Below are 14,589 nucleotides of genomic sequence, written 5' to 3' on the forward strand. Positions count from 1 at the left end.
ACGCCAGGAGGCGCAGGGCCCGGCCGCCGACGGCCTGGCCGCAGACGACCAGCCCGCCGACGACCCGCCCGCCGACGGCGAGGCGGGGGACGCTGCCCGCGAACGCTGACGACGTCCGACGCCCGGGCGCAGTACGGTGGGGGAGGCATCGTCGCCGAACGCCCTGCCGTGCCCTGCGCCGGTCTCGCGGATGCGCCCACGGCGTGCCGCGACCCCGCCCCGGCCCGGCAGCCCGTACCCCTCGCACACCGAGCGGCGACCCGTCGCCGCCCTCACGGAAGCCGCACCTGTGACAGACACCACCACCCTCATCATCCTCGGAGCCTCGGGGGACCTGACCGAGCGCCTCCTCCTCCCCGGTCTCGCGAGCCTGCTGAAGAGCGACCGCGGGGTCGACGTGCAGCTGATCGGCACCGGCCGCAGCGAGCGCAGCCCCGAAGAATGGGACGACGTCGTCACGACCGCCTTCAACGGCGACGCGGGAAGCGACCTCGCCAAGAAGACGCTGGCGTCCAGCCAGTACATCCAGGGCGACCCGACCACGGTCGAGCACCTGAAGGCGCTCTTCGAGGCGTCCGAGGGCACGCCCGTCATGTACTTCGCGCTGCCCCCGGCCATCAGCACCAAGGTGATCCAGGCGCTCGCCGAGATCGACCTGCCCGACGGCCTCCGCCTCGCGCTCGAGAAGCCCTTCGGCTCCGACGAGGCGAGTGCCCGCGAGCTCAACGCCGAGCTGCTCAAGATCGTGCCGGAGGAGCGCATCCACCGCACCGACCACTTCCTCGGTCGCGCCACGGTGCTCAACATGATCGGCCTGCGCTTCGCCAACCGCCTCTTCGAGCCGGTCTGGAACAGCGAGAACATCGAGAAGGTCGAGATCTTCTACGACGAGGTCCTCGGCCTCGAGGGCCGCGCGCAGTACTACGACAAAGCCGGCGCGCTGATCGACATGATCCAGAGCCACCTGCTGCAGGTGCTCGCCGTCATCGCGATGGACGCACCGTCGAGCATCGACTCGGTCGAGCTGCGCAGCGAGATCGCCCGAGTGCTCCGCGCGACGTGGGTCAAGGGCGCCGACCCGATCGCCTCGAGCCGCCGCGCGCAGTACACGGCCGGCACCATCGACGGCAAGGACGTGCCCGCCTACGCCGACGAGGACGGCGTCGACGTCGAGCGCCAGACCGAGACGCTCGCCGAGGTCGAGTTCGAGGTCAAGACCCGTCGCTGGGCGGGCGTTCCGTTCATCCTCCGCTCGGGCAAGGGCATGACGAAGATCCGCAAGGAGGTGCTGATCACCTTCAAGCCGGTGCCCGCGCTCCCCGAGGGCCTCAACGGCTCGTCGACGCCCGATACGCTCCGCATCGAGATCAGCCCCGAGACGATGGAGCTCGGCGTCACGACCAACGGCTCGGGCAACCCCTTCGACCTCGAGAAGTCGACGATGTCGGTCACCCTGGGCAAGCCCGAGCTCACCCCCTACGGCGAGGTCCTCAGCGGCATCTTCCACGACGACCCGACGCTGTCGATCCGCGGTGACGTCGCGGAGCGCTGCTGGGCGATCGTCGCTCCGGTGATCGAGGCTTGGAAGGCCGGCGACGTGCCGCTCGACACCTACGCGGCCGGCTCGACCGGCCCGTCGGACTGGCCCGCCTGAGCCTCGACGCTCCTGCAGCCGACGGCCGCCCCGCTCCTCGAGCAGGGCGGCCGTCGTCGTCTCCGCCTCAGGCGGAGGAGGAGGCCCGGGCCTGGGACGGGCCCTGCTGCTGCGCCTTCGCGATGGCATCGGCAGCACGGACGAGGGCGAGGTGCGAGAGCGCCTGGGGCGTGTTCCCGACGTGCCTGCCGGTCGCGACCTCGATCTCCTCCGACAGCATCCCGACGTCGTTGCAGTAGCCCACGAGGCGGTCCATCAAGGCCACCGCGTCGACGACGCGGCCGGACGCCGCGTACTGCTCGGCCAGCCAGAACGAGCAGGTGAGGAACGGGTTCTCGGCGCCGCTCAGCCCGTCCACGCCGCTCTCGGTGCGGTACCGCCGCAGCAGGCCGTCGTGCAGCAGGTCCGCCTCGATCGCCGCGACGGTGCCGAGCATCCTCGGGTTGTCGGCGGCGACGAACCCGACCTGGGCGAGCTGCAGCAGCGACGCATCCACCTCCGACGTGCCGTAGTACTGCGTGAAGGTGCCGCGGTCGGCGTCCCAGCCCTTCGCCTCGATCTCGGTGCGCACCTCGTCGCGGAGCGCCCGCCACCGGTCGACGGGGCCGTCGAGGCCGAACTGCTCGACGCCCTGGATCGCCCGGTCGAGGGACGCCCAGATCATCGCCCGCGAGTGCGTGAAGTGCTGCAACTCGCCCCGGATCTCCCAGATGCCGTTGTCCGGCCGGGTCCAGTTGTCCTCGACGTACTGCACCAGGGCGCGCTGGAGCGGCCAGGAGTACTCGGTCTCCTCGACGCCGAGCAGCCGGGCCTCGTGCAGGGCGACCATCACCTCGCCGAAGATGTCGCCCTGGTACTGCTTGTAGGCGGCGTTGCCGATGCGGACGGGGGAGGCGCCGTCGTAGCCGGGCAGCTGGCCGAGCTCGCTCTCGTGCAGGTAGCGCTCGCCGGCCAGGCCGTACATGATCTGCACGTCGGCGGGGTCGCCGGCGATGGCCCGCAGCAGCCAGCCGCGCCACCGGTCGGCCTCCTCGGCGTAGCCGTGCAGGATGAGCGCCTGGAGGGTCATGGAGGCGTCGCGAAGCCAGACGTAGCGGTAGTCCCAGTTCCGTGAGCCGCCGAACTGCTCGGGCAGGCTCGTCGTCGCGGCCGCCACGATGCCGCCGGTGTCCTCGTTCGTGAGCGCGCGCAGGATGAGCAGCGACCGGTGCACCTCCCGTTCGTACACGGGGGGAGCGGTGCACCGGGCCGCCCACTGCTGCCACCACGTGACCGTCTCGTCGATCCGGGCCGTCACGTCGATCGCGGTGGGCGGCTCCCGGTGCGAGGGGTACCAGGTGAGGGTGTGGTCGACGGTCTCGCCGGCCGCGACGTCGAAGTCGGCCTCGTGGGTGTGGTCGGCGGCGGTGAGGCGCGGGCCCCGGACGACTACCGCGTCCGGCCCCGCCGTGGCGACCAGGGCGGTCCCGTCGGCTTCGGGCACCTGGCGCACCCAGGGGACGGCCGTGCCGTAGCCGAAGCGGATGGCGAGGTCGACGTGCATCGTGACCGTCCCGGAGACGCCGGTCACGCGCCGGACCACGTCGGCCCGTCGGTCGCCGTAGGGCATCAGGTCGGTGACCTCGACGACCCCGGTGGGCGTGGTCCAGGTCGTGACGAGCACGAAGGTCCCGTCGACGTAGCGCCGGGTCGACGTGGCGTCGGCGTCGCGGGGGGCGACCAGCCACCGGCCGGAGTCATGGTCGCCGAGCAGCGCGCCGAAGGTCGAGGCCGAGTCGAAGCGGGGCAGGCAGAGCCAGTCGATGCTGCCGTCGGTGCCCACGAGGCAGCCGGTGTGCAGATCGCCGATGAGCGCGTAGTTCTCGATGGCCAGGGGCATGGGCACATCCTGCCAGCGGTTGCTCGGATCCAGCCCGGCCCTGACGGGCGGGCCGGTGCGCAGCCCCGCCCCGCCCTGCCCCGCCGGCTCAGTTCAGCTCAGCGCTGCAGCGTCGGGTCGGGCCAGAGGGTCTCGACCTGCGGCTTGCTGCGGCGGGTGCGCGCCCACACGAAGAAGCCGACCAGGGTGAAGGCGCCGTAGAAGACGTACATGAGGCCCGAGGCGTAGTAGCCGGCGCTGAAGAGCAGGGGCGTGCCCACGAGGTCGACGGCGACCCAGATCAGCCAGAACTCGACCCAGCCCTTGGCCATGCCCCAGGTGGCGAGCAGCGAGCCCGTGAAGATCCAGGCGTCGGCCCACACGGGCTCGTACGAGCCCAGGGCGCTGAAGACGGGGGTGAGGACGGCGGTCCCGCCGAACAGGGCCACGACGAGCACGACCCGGTTCTTCGCGCCGGCCCAGCGAGGCTCGACAGGGGAGCTCGCGCCTCCGTCGCGGGAGCGGCTCCAGCGGTACCAGCCCCAGATCGACACCGCGATGAACATCACCTGGCGCCCTGCCTGGCCGAGGAGGTTCACCGGGTTCGGGTTGTCGAAGACGGCCCCGAGGAACACGGTGAACAGCAGGGCGTTGCCCACGATGCCGACCGGCCAGGCCCACACCTTGCGGCGCATGCCGCCGAGGGCGCTCAGCAGCCCGAAGACGTTGCCGATCACCTCGCGCCACAGGATCGTCTGGTCGCCCAGCACGAGCTGCGCGTCGAACAGCCAGCGGATCAGGGTCATCGTGTCCTCCTCGTCGGTGACGACGCCGGGCGTCGTCGGATCGGGGAGGCGCGACCACAGGCGCGATCGACGCTCGCTTCTCTCATCCAGACTTTACTGTCGGCTCCAGAATGGCCCTCGCAGGGCTGTCACTGGATCAGCCTCTCGGTGTCGAGAGGGTCGCGGGCTGTCACCGCCGGTACGGAATCACACCGTCCCCGAAGCACTCGTGAGAACGAGTCTCGCACCCCGGGCATTCCCGGGGGTCGCGGACGTCTCGCGGCGTCACGCGAACAGCTGCTGCTCGACCCGGTCGTCGAACACGCCGAGCAGCAGCCACGAGCCGTCGGTGCCGTCGCAGGCGAGGTCGAAGGTGCCGTCGACCCGGTGCGCCCCGTCGGTCAGCGGGAGCGCGTCGACCCGCCAGACCGGCAGCTCGAGCAGCGCCTCCCCGGAACCCCGGGGCGCCCTGGCCGCCGATCTCCACCACTCGCGTCGGGTGACCCACCGCTCTGGCGGGCTCACCACGCCGTACACGACCCCCCGCCAGACGAACCGCAACGGCGCCCCGCCCTCGGTCGTCTCGACCGGCACCGCTTCGTCGACCTTCATGCCGCCTCCTCGTTCGAACGTGTGTTCGACCACGAGTGTAGGTCGGGCCCCCGACATCGGCCAGGGGTCCCCGTCACCAGGGCAGCAGGCTCTCCTGCACGTGCCGCGCGACGCCTCCCGGCACCCCTGCCTCGTCGGCGAAGCCACGCCAGCCGGCGACCGCGTCGTGCACCTCCGCCACGATGTCCGAGGCGCCGGGGACGAGGTGGCGGTCGGCCAGGCGCATCACGTCCGCCTCGGCAGGGTCGCGCCACACGCCGTCGACCCCCATCAGGTGCTGGTACGTGAACCGGCCCGTCGGGTTGTGCGCGAACGTCACGTCGTACGCGGGCGCCAGCTCCCACGACGACGTCGCCGACCGGAGCAGGAACGACGTGTTCTTCGTGTGGTCGTCGTTGTTCGCCGCCAGCACGTTGAACACCATGCGCCGGAACGCCTGCGGCAGCGCCTCCCGCCCGACGACGCGGGTCGCCACGTCGAACAGCTGCCCGTAGTCGTGCACCTGCCGCTGACGGAAGTCGAGGTGCGCCGTGCCGCAGAGGGTCACCGTGTGCGCCTTGCCCGACGGCAGCCGGTCGAAGCGCCGGGTCATGAAGTGGGCCCTGTCGCCCTCCTCGAGCAGCCGGCACTCGGCCATGTCGATGCCGGCCGCCCCCGCCATCGCCGAGTACGCCAGCTCCACCCTGCCCGACGAGTCGCCCTGCCCGAGCTCCGAGTCGGCGCCCATGCCGTCGAGCTTCAGCAGCCAGTGCTCGAACCCCTCGGGAGCCGGCAGCTGGCCGGACCGGACCTCGCCGGTCTCGCGGTCCCACGCGACCACGGCCTTGGCCCGCGCCCCTCCTGCCGACGTCCCCACCTGGATCAGGGAGCGGACCGCCGACTCGGTCTCCCGGTCGTCCGAGAACTCGGCGTCGAGCACGCTCCGCGCACCCGCGACCAGGTCGCTCAGCTCGACCGCGCTCGCGGTCCGGTGACGCGGCCCCCGGGACGGCCGGAACTCGAGGGCGCCCATCGCCCGGTCCGCCATGTACGCCAGCCGGTCGAGCGGCGTCGCCGCCCCGCGCCCGACGCCCTGCCGCGCCAGCCACGCGTCGATCACGGCGTTCCCGAAGTCGTCGGGCAGCGCGTCCGCCAGCAACGCCGGGAGACGGTGGAACGTCGCCTCCGGCAGCTGCGGGAACACGTGCCGGCGCCGACGGACCGGCATGGTCAGCGGGGCGAGCTCGACGCCTCGCGCCGCCCACTCGGGGTAGTACTCGAACACGTACGCACCGAGCGCGGGGTCGAGGGCGACCGCGCCGACCCGCTCGCCCCAGGCCGTGACCTCGACCGCCTGGACCGGCACCCAGCTCACGACCCGCTGCTCCCGCGCGGTGCCCGTGGCCGGTACACGCGACGACGCGGGGCCGGGTCGGCCGACCGGAGGACGTCGATGGGGCTCACGGCGCTCGCCGGGGTCAGGGCGTCGAGGGCGTCCTCGGCGCCGAGGGCCCGCAGCACGCGGACCAGGGTCGAGAGCGTGCTCCCGCGGCCGTTCTCGAGCGACTGGAGGGTGCTGGTCGAGAGGTCGGCCCGGCGCGCCAACGAGATCTGGTCGAGCCCGGCGTCGAGTCGCGACGCCCGCACCTGGCTGCCGATCCGGGCCTCCCACTCGACGGTGGACCGCGCGGAGGGGTCAGGGAAGGGCTGATCCATCATGGTCCTCCTGTACGTGGATTTCCGATCATAAGAGCAATATCGCGTCCTGACAACCGGATTTCCCGTCATAGCAGGACCGCAACTCATCGTGACAGCTCAGGGCGTCCGGGCGGCGACGACCCCGGCCTCCGTCAGCTGGTCCCAGAGGCCGGCGCCGTCCGGCGCGGACACCCAGGCGACATCGGTGCCCTGCGCGTGCTCCGACCGTGACCGCCCTCCGGCCAGCACGGCCTCGCTCGGCGACAGCTCGCGGATGGCCACCGCGGCCACGTTCTCGGGGTGGTCGTGCAGGAACCGGCCGTACAGCTCCTCGTCGTGCTGCCCGTCGTCGCCGACGAGAAGCCACCGCACCCGGGGGAACTCCTCCGCCAGCCGGTCGAGCGAGCCCTGCTTGTGGAGTCGACCGCTCCGGAAGAAGCGGTCGTGCGTGGGACCCCAGTCCGTGAGCAGCAGGGGCCCGCTGGGGTAGAGGTTCCGCGACAGGAACCGCGAGAGCGTGGGGGCGACGTTCCAGGCGCCCGTCGACAGGTAGACGACCGGGCAGCCTCCCGACGAGGCGTGCAGCCGTTCGTACAGGACGGCCATGCCGGGCACCGGCCGCCGAGCGTGCTCGTTGAGGACGAAGGTGTTCCACGCCGCGAGCAGGGGCCTCGGGAGCGACGTCACCATGACCGTGTCGTCGATGTCCGAGACGATGCCGAACCGTGCGTCGGGGTCGATCACCGCGACCGGCGCCTCCACCGGGAGGGAGCCCTCGGTCGTGATCGTCACGACGTGCCAGCCCGGCGCGAGGTCGGACTCGAGCCGTACGTCGAGGACGCCTCCGCGGTCGGTGGTCACCGTCTGCGTCCGTCCGCCGATGGTCACCTCGACGACCGCGTGCTCGACCGGCACGCTCGTGAAGCTGCGCCAGCCGCGGACGTTCGCGCGGTCGGCGCCGTCGAGGGTGCCGGTCCGCGTGAGCAGCACGCGCGACAGGACGCGGACCCACCCGCTCGAGCCGTAGCCCGTGTACGGCACGATCGTCGGACGCAGGCCGCGCTTGCGCGCCCGCTTCTCGCGGAACCGGTGCACGGAGTTCTCGATGCGCGCCGCCCGGTGCAGGAGGGGCTCGACAGCGGCCGGGGCCTGCTTTCGGATGTCGGGCATCCGGTCATCCTCGCACGGTCGACCGACCGTGCGCCCTCACTGCCTCACACGGGCAGCAGCAAGGAGGGGGAGTCGTTCGCGACCGAGCCGACGTCGGGGGAGACCTCGTGCACGACGAGCCGAGCGGCGATCTCGTCGGACAGCCCCGCGACGCCCTGCAGCAGGTCGTCGTCGCCCTCGGCCTCCGGGTCGAGCCAGTCGTCCATGACGTCGGCGCCGACGAGCACGGGCATCCGGTCGTGGACCGCCGCGAGCGGACCCGAGGAGGCGCGGGTCAGCACGGTCGTGGACAGCAGCCACCGGGACGGCGACCCGACCTCGGCGCCCGGGTCGCGCCACCACTCGTACAGCGCGGCGAACAGGAGCACCTCGTCGTCGGGGAGCCGCACGGCGACGGGACGCTTGCCCCCGTCGGGAAGCGCCTGCCACTCGTACCAGCCCGTCGCCGGCACGAGGGCCCGCCGCGAGGCCAGGGCCTCGCGGAACATCGGCTTCTCTGCGGCCGTCTCGGACCGTGCGTTGAACACCGGGGGCCCGGCAGGACCGTCGGAGCCGGCCGGGACCAGGCCCCACCGAGCGGCGGCGAGGCGGCGCACGGGAGGCCCGCCCGCGTCGTCCCCGCGGGGCGCCGCGTCGATCAGCACCGTCACCGGGCGGGTCGGAGCGATGTTCCAGGAAGGGTCTGGGAGACTGTCGCCCGAGACGTCGACGTCGAACAAGGGCACCAGGTCGCTCGAGGCACGCGCCATCACGAATCGTCCGCACATGCGCACCATTCTCCCGGCTGCGACCGACATCGGTCGACGAGGTCGCCCTGACGCCCCCTCAGGGCCCTGACCCGCCGGTCACTGACCGCCCACCAGCACCGCACCGCACGCACCACGTCGCCCCGGCGACGCCGCACGAAGGAGAACCCCTTGCTCGTCACCGACGTCCACGACGCACTGCCCGGGGGTTCGTCGCTGCTCAGGAACGAGCCCGTGCAGGCTCGCAGCTCCGCACGGCTCACCGGCCTCCTCGACGCCGCCGCGGCGATCATCGACGAGATCGGCTACGAGCGCCTGACGACGGCGATGGTCGCCGAGCGGGCCGGCGCCTCCATCGGCACGGTCTACCGGTACTTCCCCGACCGCATCGCGGTCGTGGACGCCCTCGCCCTGCGCTGCGTGCAGCGCCTGACGAACCGGGTGGCCGACACCCTCGACGCCGACGGAGCGGCCGACTGGCGCGGCGCCGTCGACATCGTGATCGACTCCAAGGTCGAGCTCTACCGGAACGAGCCCGGCTTCCGGGCCATCCGCTTCAGCGACGCTCCCGACGCGGGCTCGCCGCAGGCCACCTCCTCGCTCAGCTCCTTCGCCGAGGCCGTGCTCGGGATGTTCGAGCAGCGCTTCGGAGTCGTCCGCGACGCCGACTCCGAGCTCGCCGTGCAGGTCGTGGTCGAGATCGGCGTCTCGCTCCTGGCGCGGGCGTTCCTCGCCGGCGGCGACGGCGACGCGCGCTTCGTGGACGAGTGCCGTCGCGTGTCGAAGTCCTACCTCGAGGCGCACCTCACCCTCGCCTGACTCGTCGCTGGCCCTTCCCCGTCCGTTCTGCGAAACAGAGGAGGCGGTGACGGCCCTCATCCGTCGTCGTGTGGTTCAGTGTCGGGACTGGCAAGTGTCGATTCGTGCTGCCCACGAGGAATGAGCCACCCATGATCGAGTTCACCTCGGTGACCAAGCAGTATCCCGACGGCACCCTCGCCGTCGACGACTTCAGCCTCGTCATCCCGTCGCGCGAGACCACCGTCTTCGTCGGGTCGAGCGGCTGCGGCAAGACCACCATCCTCCGCATGATCAACCGGATGGTCGACCCGACCAGCGGGTCGATCGAGATCGACGGCGACGAGATCGGCGGCCTCGAGCCCGTGGGCCTCCGCCGCAGCATCGGCTACGTGATGCAGAACTCGGGGCTGTTGCCGCACCGCCGGGTCGTCGACAACATCGCGACCGTCCCCGTGCTCAAGGGCGTCTCCAAGAAGGAGGCGCGGAGCCGGGCCCTGGACCTGATGGACACGGTCGGCCTCGACCGCTCGCTCGCCGAGCGCTGGCCGAGCCAGCTCAGCGGCGGCCAGCAGCAGCGAGTGGGCGTGGCCAGGGGCCTCGCCGTCGACCCGAACATCCTCCTGATGGACGAGCCCTTCGGCGCCGTCGACCCGCTCGTCCGGGCCGACCTGCAGCGTGAGCTCGTCCGGCTGCAGCGCGAGCTCGACAAGACGGTCGTGTTCGTCACGCACGACATCGACGAGGCCTTCCTGCTGGGCGACCAGGTCGTCATCCTCGAGAAGGGCGGCAAGATCGCCCAGAAGGGCTCGCCCGCCGAGATCCTCTCCGATCCGGCCAGCGACTTCGTGGCCGACTTCGTCGGCTCGAACCGGGGCAAGCGGGCGCTGCACATCGAGCAGACCGCCACCGGCCAGGTCGTCGTCGACGACGAGGGCCGCACGACCGGTGTGCTGACGGAACCCGCCACCGTGCCGCACGCGAGACCGGCGACCCCGAGCGAGGCCGGTGCCGTCCAGGCTCCGGGTGCCCCGGCGCAGGGTGGGCACGCGTCGTGAACTGGATCTGGTCGAACGCCGACTACATCTGGGACAAGACGCTGGTGCACCTCGCCCTCAGCGTGCCTCCGGTCGTCCTCGCCTTCGTCATCTCGCTGCCGATCGGCTGGCTCGCGAACCGCTACCGCGTGTCCCGCGGCATCCTCACGGTCGCCGGCCTGTTCTACGCGATCCCGTCGCTGCCCCTGTTCGTCGCCCTCCCCGCCCTCGTCGGCACGTCACTCCGCAGCCCCGTCAACATCGTGATCGGGCTGACGCTCTACGGGGTCGCACTGATGGTCCGCTCGGTCGCCGACGCCCTGGGCGCCGTCGAGGTCGACGTGCGCCAGTCGGCGACGGCCGTGGGCTACTCGAGCTGGCAGCGCTTCTGGCGCGTCGAGTTCCCCCTCGCGGGCCCCGTCATGCTCGCCGGCCTCCGGGTCGTGGTCGTCAGCACGGTCAGCCTCGCCACCGTCGGCGGCGTGCTGGGCGTCAACGGCCTCGGGCTGCTCTTCATCGACGGCTTCCAGCGGGACATCCCCGAGGAGATCCTCGCGGGAATCGTGATCACCATCGTCATGGCGCTCGTGCTCGACGGGCTGCTCGTGCTCCTCGGCCGCGCGCTGATGCCGTGGAGCCGTCCCGGCAGGCCGCGCCGCGCCTCCTCGAGGCGGTCGTCGACCCGCTCCTCCGAGACCGACGCCTCCTCGCCCCGGTCGCCTCGCCGAGAGGCGGTGCGCTCGTGAACTTCTTCGCGGAGGCCTTCGCGTTCATCGGCGACGGCAGCAGCTGGGCCGGCCCGAACGGAATCCCCACCCGTCTCGGCGAGCACCTCTGGTACTCGGTCGTGGCGGTCGCTCTTGCGTCGATCGTCGCGATCCCCGTCGGCTTCGCCATCGGCCACACGGGTCGGGGGCGTGCGATCGCGGTCGCCGTCTCGGGGGGAGCCCGGGCGCTGCCCACCTTCGGCGTCATCACGCTCATCGCCGGCTGGGTCGGCATCGGCCTCACGGCCCCGATGATCTCGTTCGTCATCCTCGCGATCCCCTCGGTGCTCGCCGGTGCCTACGCGGGGTTCGAGGCCGTCGACCGCTCGACGGTCGACGCCGCCCGCGCCGTCGGCATGACCGAGTGGCAGATCGTCACGCGCGTCGAGGTGCCCCTCGGGCTGCCCCTGCTCATCGGCGGGATCCGCTCGGCCGTGCTGCAGGTCGTCGCGACGGCGACGCTCGCGACCATCGTCGGCTCCGGCGGCCTCGGCAGCTACATCATCACGGGCCTGCGGGCCAACGACTACGGCACGATGCTGGCCGGCTCGATCCTCGTGATCGCCCTCGCCGTGGCCCTCGAGGTCGTCTTCTCCGTCGTCCAGCGCCTCGTCGTCCCGACCGGCGTCACCGCAGGGCGCCCCACCGACTCCCGCGCGCGCGTCGCCCGACGCGCCCCGGGCACCGCAACACCCCTCCAGGAAGAAGGAACACAGTGAACGACACAGCGAAGAAAGGCCGGCTCACCGTTCTCGGCGCAGTCGCGATCGGGGCCGTGGTGGCCCTGGCAGGGTGCTCGTCGAGCGACCCCCTCAGCAGCGGCTCCGACGACACGGCGTCGTCCTCCGACGCCCTGGTGATCGGTTCGCAGCAGTACTACTCGAACAAGATCATCGCCGAGCTCTACGCCCAGGCGCTCGAGGACGGCGGCTACGAGGTCTCCCGGGAATACGACATCGGCCAGCGCGAGGTGTACCTGCCCGAGCTCGAGAACGGCAGCATCGACGTGTTCCCCGAGTACTCGGGCAACCTGCTCCAGTTCTACGACGCCGAGACGACGGCCAAGACGCCCGAGGAGGTGGAGTCGGCCCTCGCCGACGCGCTGCCCGACGGCCTCACCAGCCTCGCCGCCGCCGAGGCGACGGACCAGGACAGCTACAACGTGACGAAGGAGTTCTCCGAGGAGAACGGCATCACGAGCCTGGCCGACCTCAAGGACTACTCCGGCTCGATCGCCCTCGGCGCCCCGCCCGAGAACGTCGACCGTCCCTACGGCCCTCCCGGCCTGAAGAGCATCTACGGCGTCGACGTCACCTCGACCCCGATCGACGACGGAGGCGGCCCGCTGACGGCCAAGGCACTGTCGGACGGCAGCGTCCAGATCGCCGACCTCTACTCGGCCAGCCCGCTGATCGTCGAGAACGACTTCGTCACCCTCGACGACCCCGAGAACATGATCCTGCCGCAGAACGTGGTGCCGATCGTGTCGGACAAGGTCGACCAGGGCGCCCAGGACATCATCGACGCGGTCGACGCGGCGCTGACCTCGGCCGACCTGCAGGAGATGAACTCGAAGAGCCAGACCGACAAGGAGTCCGAGGGCACCATCGCCAAGGACTTCCTCGAGAGCAAGGGGCTCGTCGGCTGACCAGCGACGAGCAGAGGAGGGGCCGGCACGCACGTGCCGGCCCCTCCGCCGTCAGACGGCGTCGTCGTCCGGGTGGGCCATGTGCTTCTCCTCGCGCCGGTGCACGAGCCGCTTGACGAGCAGCACGACCACGGCGAACGCGACCACGATGCCGACGAAGACGTAGCCGGCGCCGTGCAGGCGGTCGGCGAGCTCCCGGTAGCTGCCGGCGGCGGCAGCGCCCACCGACACGTACGCCGTCGCCCAGAGGAGGCAGGCCGGCGTGGTCCAGGCCAGGAAGGTGCGGTAGCGCATCGGGCTCGTGCCCACGGTCAGGGGGATGAGCGAGTGCAGCACGGGCAGGAAGCGCGAGACGAAGACGGCGATGCCGCCGCGTCGGGCGAGGTAGTTCTCGGCCCTGATCCAGTTGTGCTCGCCGAGGCGACGGCCGAGACGGCTGCGCCGGATGGCCGGGCCGAAGTGCCGCCCGAGCGCGAAGCCGATGCTCTCGCCGGTGAGGGCGCCGAGCACGAGGGCGACGACGAGCGACGCGAACTCGATCGGGCCGACCACCGCGGTCGCGGAGACCACGGCCACGGTGTCCCCGGGCACGAGCAGCCCGAGCAGCACGCTCGTCTCCAGCACCATGGCGAGCCCCGCGAGCAGGGTCCGGAGGAGCGGGTCGACCGACTGCACGAGGTCGAGGAGTCCTGTCAGCGCGTCGTCCACCCGGCCGATCCTATTCACCGCCGGCCGGGAGCCCCCTGGTCTCGCCGGTCGGGAGCCCGCTGGTCTCGCAGGTCGGTCAGGACCTCGCCGGGAGCGGGCGGCGCAGGGCGTCGAGGCGAGCCCGCCACGTGGCGAGCCGGCCCGGCTGCTCCGCCGGGGACGGGCCGTCGACCCACCCGGAGACGATGCGGACGCCGTGCAGCGCACTGAGCGACCAGATCTCGGCGCCGTCGAGCTCCGCCGGCGTCGTCCGGTCGTGCAGCACGTCGACGCCGAGCACGGCGGCGAGGGTGAGCACGGTGCGCGAGGTCACCCCGGGCAGGCGGGGCAGGTCGTCCGCCGGCGTGCAGAGGGAGTCGCCGCGCCACCAGACCAGCGAGCTCCACGCGCCCTCGACGACGTGGCCCTCGGGGGAGAGGATCACCGCCTCCTCCGCTCCGCGAGAAGCGGCCTCCGATCGCAGGTCGCCGAGGGCGGCGAGATCGGGGCCCTTGACGAGGGGCGACCTGCGGGGGTCGCGGGCCGCGGTCGCCACCCGCACCGATCTCGTGCGGTCGGGAGCGGTCCGCAGTCGAGCGCGCAGCTCGGGTGCCCCAGCGGCGTCGCGGACGAGCTCGACGCGGGGGAACCAGGCACCGTCCCGCGGCAGGCGGTCGACGACGGCGCCCCAGAAGGCCTCGACGTCGTCGTCGGCGACCAGGCCCGTGGCCGCCACGGACGACGTGAAGCGGTCGCGGTGCACGTCGAGGGCGCGGACGGCGCCGTCGAGCACGAGCCACGAGTCGGCGACGAGCACGTCGGGGGCCGACGCCGCGGGCTGCTCCGCCGTCGGTGCCGTCGGCTCTGCGGGCGGCGACGCGAGCTCGCCCCCGCGCCACAGGAGGGTCTCGCCGGGGCTCATACACTCAGGGTATGCGTCTCCCGGTCCACCGTCGTCCGCTCTCGTGGCGCGACCCGGAGGCCGTCGTCCTCGCCCTCGCCCGCACCGGCGACGTCGTCTGGACCGATGCGGGCCCCGGTGCCTCGTCGGGGCGCTCGGTCGTCGCCTGGGGCCCGGCGCTCACGGCGTCGGGTCCCGACGACCTGGCCGTCGCGTGGGCCGAGCTCCGGGCCGGCCTCGCCGATCCCC

Annotated in this window: 16 protein-coding genes and 1 riboswitch; of the genes, 7 read left to right on the top strand and 9 right to left on the bottom strand. The window is 72.2% G+C overall.

The window, feature by feature from the left end; translation table 11 throughout:
- Positions 1-289: 289 nt before the first annotated feature.
- Entirely contained in the window at positions 290-1,654 is a 1,365-nt protein-coding gene (locus RWM17_RS06525) for a glucose-6-phosphate dehydrogenase (RefSeq protein WP_314102199.1), read from the top strand.
- 67 nt (positions 1,655-1,721) lie between these two features.
- On the opposite strand, the gene RWM17_RS06530 is transcribed toward RWM17_RS06525, so the two are convergent.
- From RWM17_RS06530 to RWM17_RS06560, 7 genes are all read right to left on the bottom strand, one after another.
- Complete coding sequence (locus RWM17_RS06530; RefSeq protein ID WP_314102200.1) at positions 1,722-3,533, bottom strand: glycoside hydrolase family 15 protein; 1,812 nt, start codon at positions 3,531-3,533, stop codon at positions 1,722-1,724.
- 98 nt (positions 3,534-3,631) lie between these two features.
- Positions 3,632-4,318, bottom strand: a complete 687-nt coding sequence (gene pnuC / locus RWM17_RS06535; RefSeq protein WP_314102201.1) for a nicotinamide riboside transporter PnuC — start codon at positions 4,316-4,318, stop codon at positions 3,632-3,634.
- Positions 4,319-4,388: 70 nt separating this feature from the next.
- Positions 4,389-4,527: riboswitch (FMN riboswitch) on the bottom strand.
- A gap of 55 nt (positions 4,528-4,582) precedes the next feature.
- The gene (locus tag RWM17_RS06540; RefSeq protein WP_314102202.1) at positions 4,583-4,909 is read right to left on the bottom strand and encodes a DUF6504 family protein; all 327 of its coding nucleotides are present in this window, start codon (positions 4,907-4,909) and stop codon (positions 4,583-4,585) included.
- 73 nt (positions 4,910-4,982) lie between these two features.
- The gene (locus RWM17_RS06545) at positions 4,983-6,263 is read right to left on the bottom strand and encodes a type II toxin-antitoxin system HipA family toxin (RefSeq protein ID WP_314102203.1); all 1,281 of its coding nucleotides are present in this window, start codon (positions 6,261-6,263) and stop codon (positions 4,983-4,985) included.
- Positions 6,260-6,607: a helix-turn-helix transcriptional regulator gene (locus RWM17_RS06550; RefSeq protein ID WP_314102204.1), complete on the bottom strand. Its 348-nt coding sequence runs from the start codon at positions 6,605-6,607 to the stop codon at positions 6,260-6,262. Before RWM17_RS06550 ends, RWM17_RS06545 begins: the two co-directional genes overlap by 4 nt.
- Positions 6,608-6,703: 96 nt before the next feature.
- On the bottom strand, positions 6,704-7,756 hold the full coding sequence (locus RWM17_RS06555) for a phosphatase domain-containing protein (protein WP_314102205.1): 1,053 nt from the start codon (positions 7,754-7,756) through the stop codon (positions 6,704-6,706).
- Positions 7,757-7,800: 44 nt separating this feature from the next.
- A complete protein-coding gene (locus RWM17_RS06560) occupies positions 7,801-8,523 on the bottom strand; it encodes an SOS response-associated peptidase (RefSeq protein ID WP_314102206.1) in 723 nt (240 codons plus the stop codon).
- Between the two features lie 150 nt (positions 8,524-8,673).
- Between RWM17_RS06560 and RWM17_RS06565 the strand changes: the two genes are divergently transcribed.
- The 5 genes from RWM17_RS06565 (at position 8,674) to RWM17_RS06585 (ending at position 12,752) form a co-directional block, all read left to right on the top strand.
- A complete protein-coding gene (locus tag RWM17_RS06565; protein WP_314102207.1) occupies positions 8,674-9,321 on the top strand; it encodes a TetR/AcrR family transcriptional regulator in 648 nt (215 codons plus the stop codon).
- A gap of 131 nt (positions 9,322-9,452) precedes the next feature.
- Positions 9,453-10,358 (top strand): ATP-binding cassette domain-containing protein, encoded by a 906-nt coding sequence (locus RWM17_RS06570; RefSeq protein ID WP_314102208.1) that lies wholly within the window; start codon positions 9,453-9,455, stop codon positions 10,356-10,358.
- On the top strand, positions 10,355-11,083 hold the full coding sequence (locus tag RWM17_RS06575) for an ABC transporter permease subunit (protein WP_314102209.1): 729 nt from the start codon (positions 10,355-10,357) through the stop codon (positions 11,081-11,083). Before RWM17_RS06570 ends, RWM17_RS06575 begins: the two co-directional genes overlap by 4 nt.
- Positions 11,080-11,823: an ABC transporter permease gene (locus tag RWM17_RS06580; RefSeq protein WP_314102210.1), complete on the top strand. Its 744-nt coding sequence runs from the start codon at positions 11,080-11,082 to the stop codon at positions 11,821-11,823. The genes RWM17_RS06575 and RWM17_RS06580 overlap by 4 nt, the downstream gene beginning before the upstream one ends.
- Positions 11,820-12,752: an ABC transporter substrate-binding protein gene (locus RWM17_RS06585; RefSeq protein WP_314102211.1), complete on the top strand. Its 933-nt coding sequence runs from the start codon at positions 11,820-11,822 to the stop codon at positions 12,750-12,752. The genes RWM17_RS06580 and RWM17_RS06585 overlap by 4 nt, the downstream gene beginning before the upstream one ends.
- Before the next feature lie 51 nt (positions 12,753-12,803).
- On the opposite strand, the gene RWM17_RS06590 is transcribed toward RWM17_RS06585, so the two are convergent.
- Positions 12,804-13,460 (bottom strand): DedA family protein, encoded by a 657-nt coding sequence (locus RWM17_RS06590; protein ID WP_314102212.1) that lies wholly within the window; start codon positions 13,458-13,460, stop codon positions 12,804-12,806.
- A 76-nt stretch (positions 13,461-13,536) separates the two neighbouring features.
- Positions 13,537-14,361 carry an aminotransferase class IV gene (locus RWM17_RS06595; protein WP_314102213.1) on the bottom strand — a complete coding sequence of 275 codons (825 nt, stop codon included), beginning with the start codon at positions 14,359-14,361 and terminating at the stop codon, positions 13,537-13,539.
- Between the two features lie 11 nt (positions 14,362-14,372).
- Between RWM17_RS06595 and RWM17_RS06600 the strand changes: the two genes are divergently transcribed.
- A partial coding sequence (locus RWM17_RS06600) for a hypothetical protein (RefSeq protein WP_399540205.1) occupies positions 14,373-14,589 on the top strand: 217 nt, incomplete at its 3' end.

The sequence above is a fragment of the uncultured Frigoribacterium sp. genome (assembly GCF_963515265.1).
Classification (GTDB): Bacteria; Actinomycetota; Actinomycetes; order Actinomycetales; family Microbacteriaceae; genus Frigoribacterium.

What these genes read in the sequence shown, in the direction of transcription:
- RWM17_RS06570 (WP_314102208.1), top strand. Translation starts at nt 9,453, where the DNA reads ATGATCGAGTTCACCTCGGTGACCAAGCAGTATCCCGACGGCACCCTC.
- RWM17_RS06555 (WP_314102205.1), bottom strand. Translation starts at nt 7,756, where the DNA reads ATGCCCGACATCCGAAAGCAGGCCCCGGCCGCTGTCGAGCCCCTCCTG.
- RWM17_RS06595 (WP_314102213.1), bottom strand. Translation starts at nt 14,361, where the DNA reads ATGAGCCCCGGCGAGACCCTCCTGTGGCGCGGGGGCGAGCTCGCGTCG.
- RWM17_RS06560 (WP_314102206.1), bottom strand. Translation starts at nt 8,523, where the DNA reads ATGTGCGGACGATTCGTGATGGCGCGTGCCTCGAGCGACCTGGTGCCC.
- pnuC (WP_314102201.1), bottom strand. Translation starts at nt 4,318, where the DNA reads ATGACCCTGATCCGCTGGCTGTTCGACGCGCAGCTCGTGCTGGGCGAC.
- RWM17_RS06540 (WP_314102202.1), bottom strand. Translation starts at nt 4,909, where the DNA reads ATGAAGGTCGACGAAGCGGTGCCGGTCGAGACGACCGAGGGCGGGGCG.
- RWM17_RS06550 (WP_314102204.1), bottom strand. Translation starts at nt 6,607, where the DNA reads ATGATGGATCAGCCCTTCCCTGACCCCTCCGCGCGGTCCACCGTCGAG.
- RWM17_RS06530 (WP_314102200.1), bottom strand. Translation starts at nt 3,533, where the DNA reads ATGCCCCTGGCCATCGAGAACTACGCGCTCATCGGCGATCTGCACACC.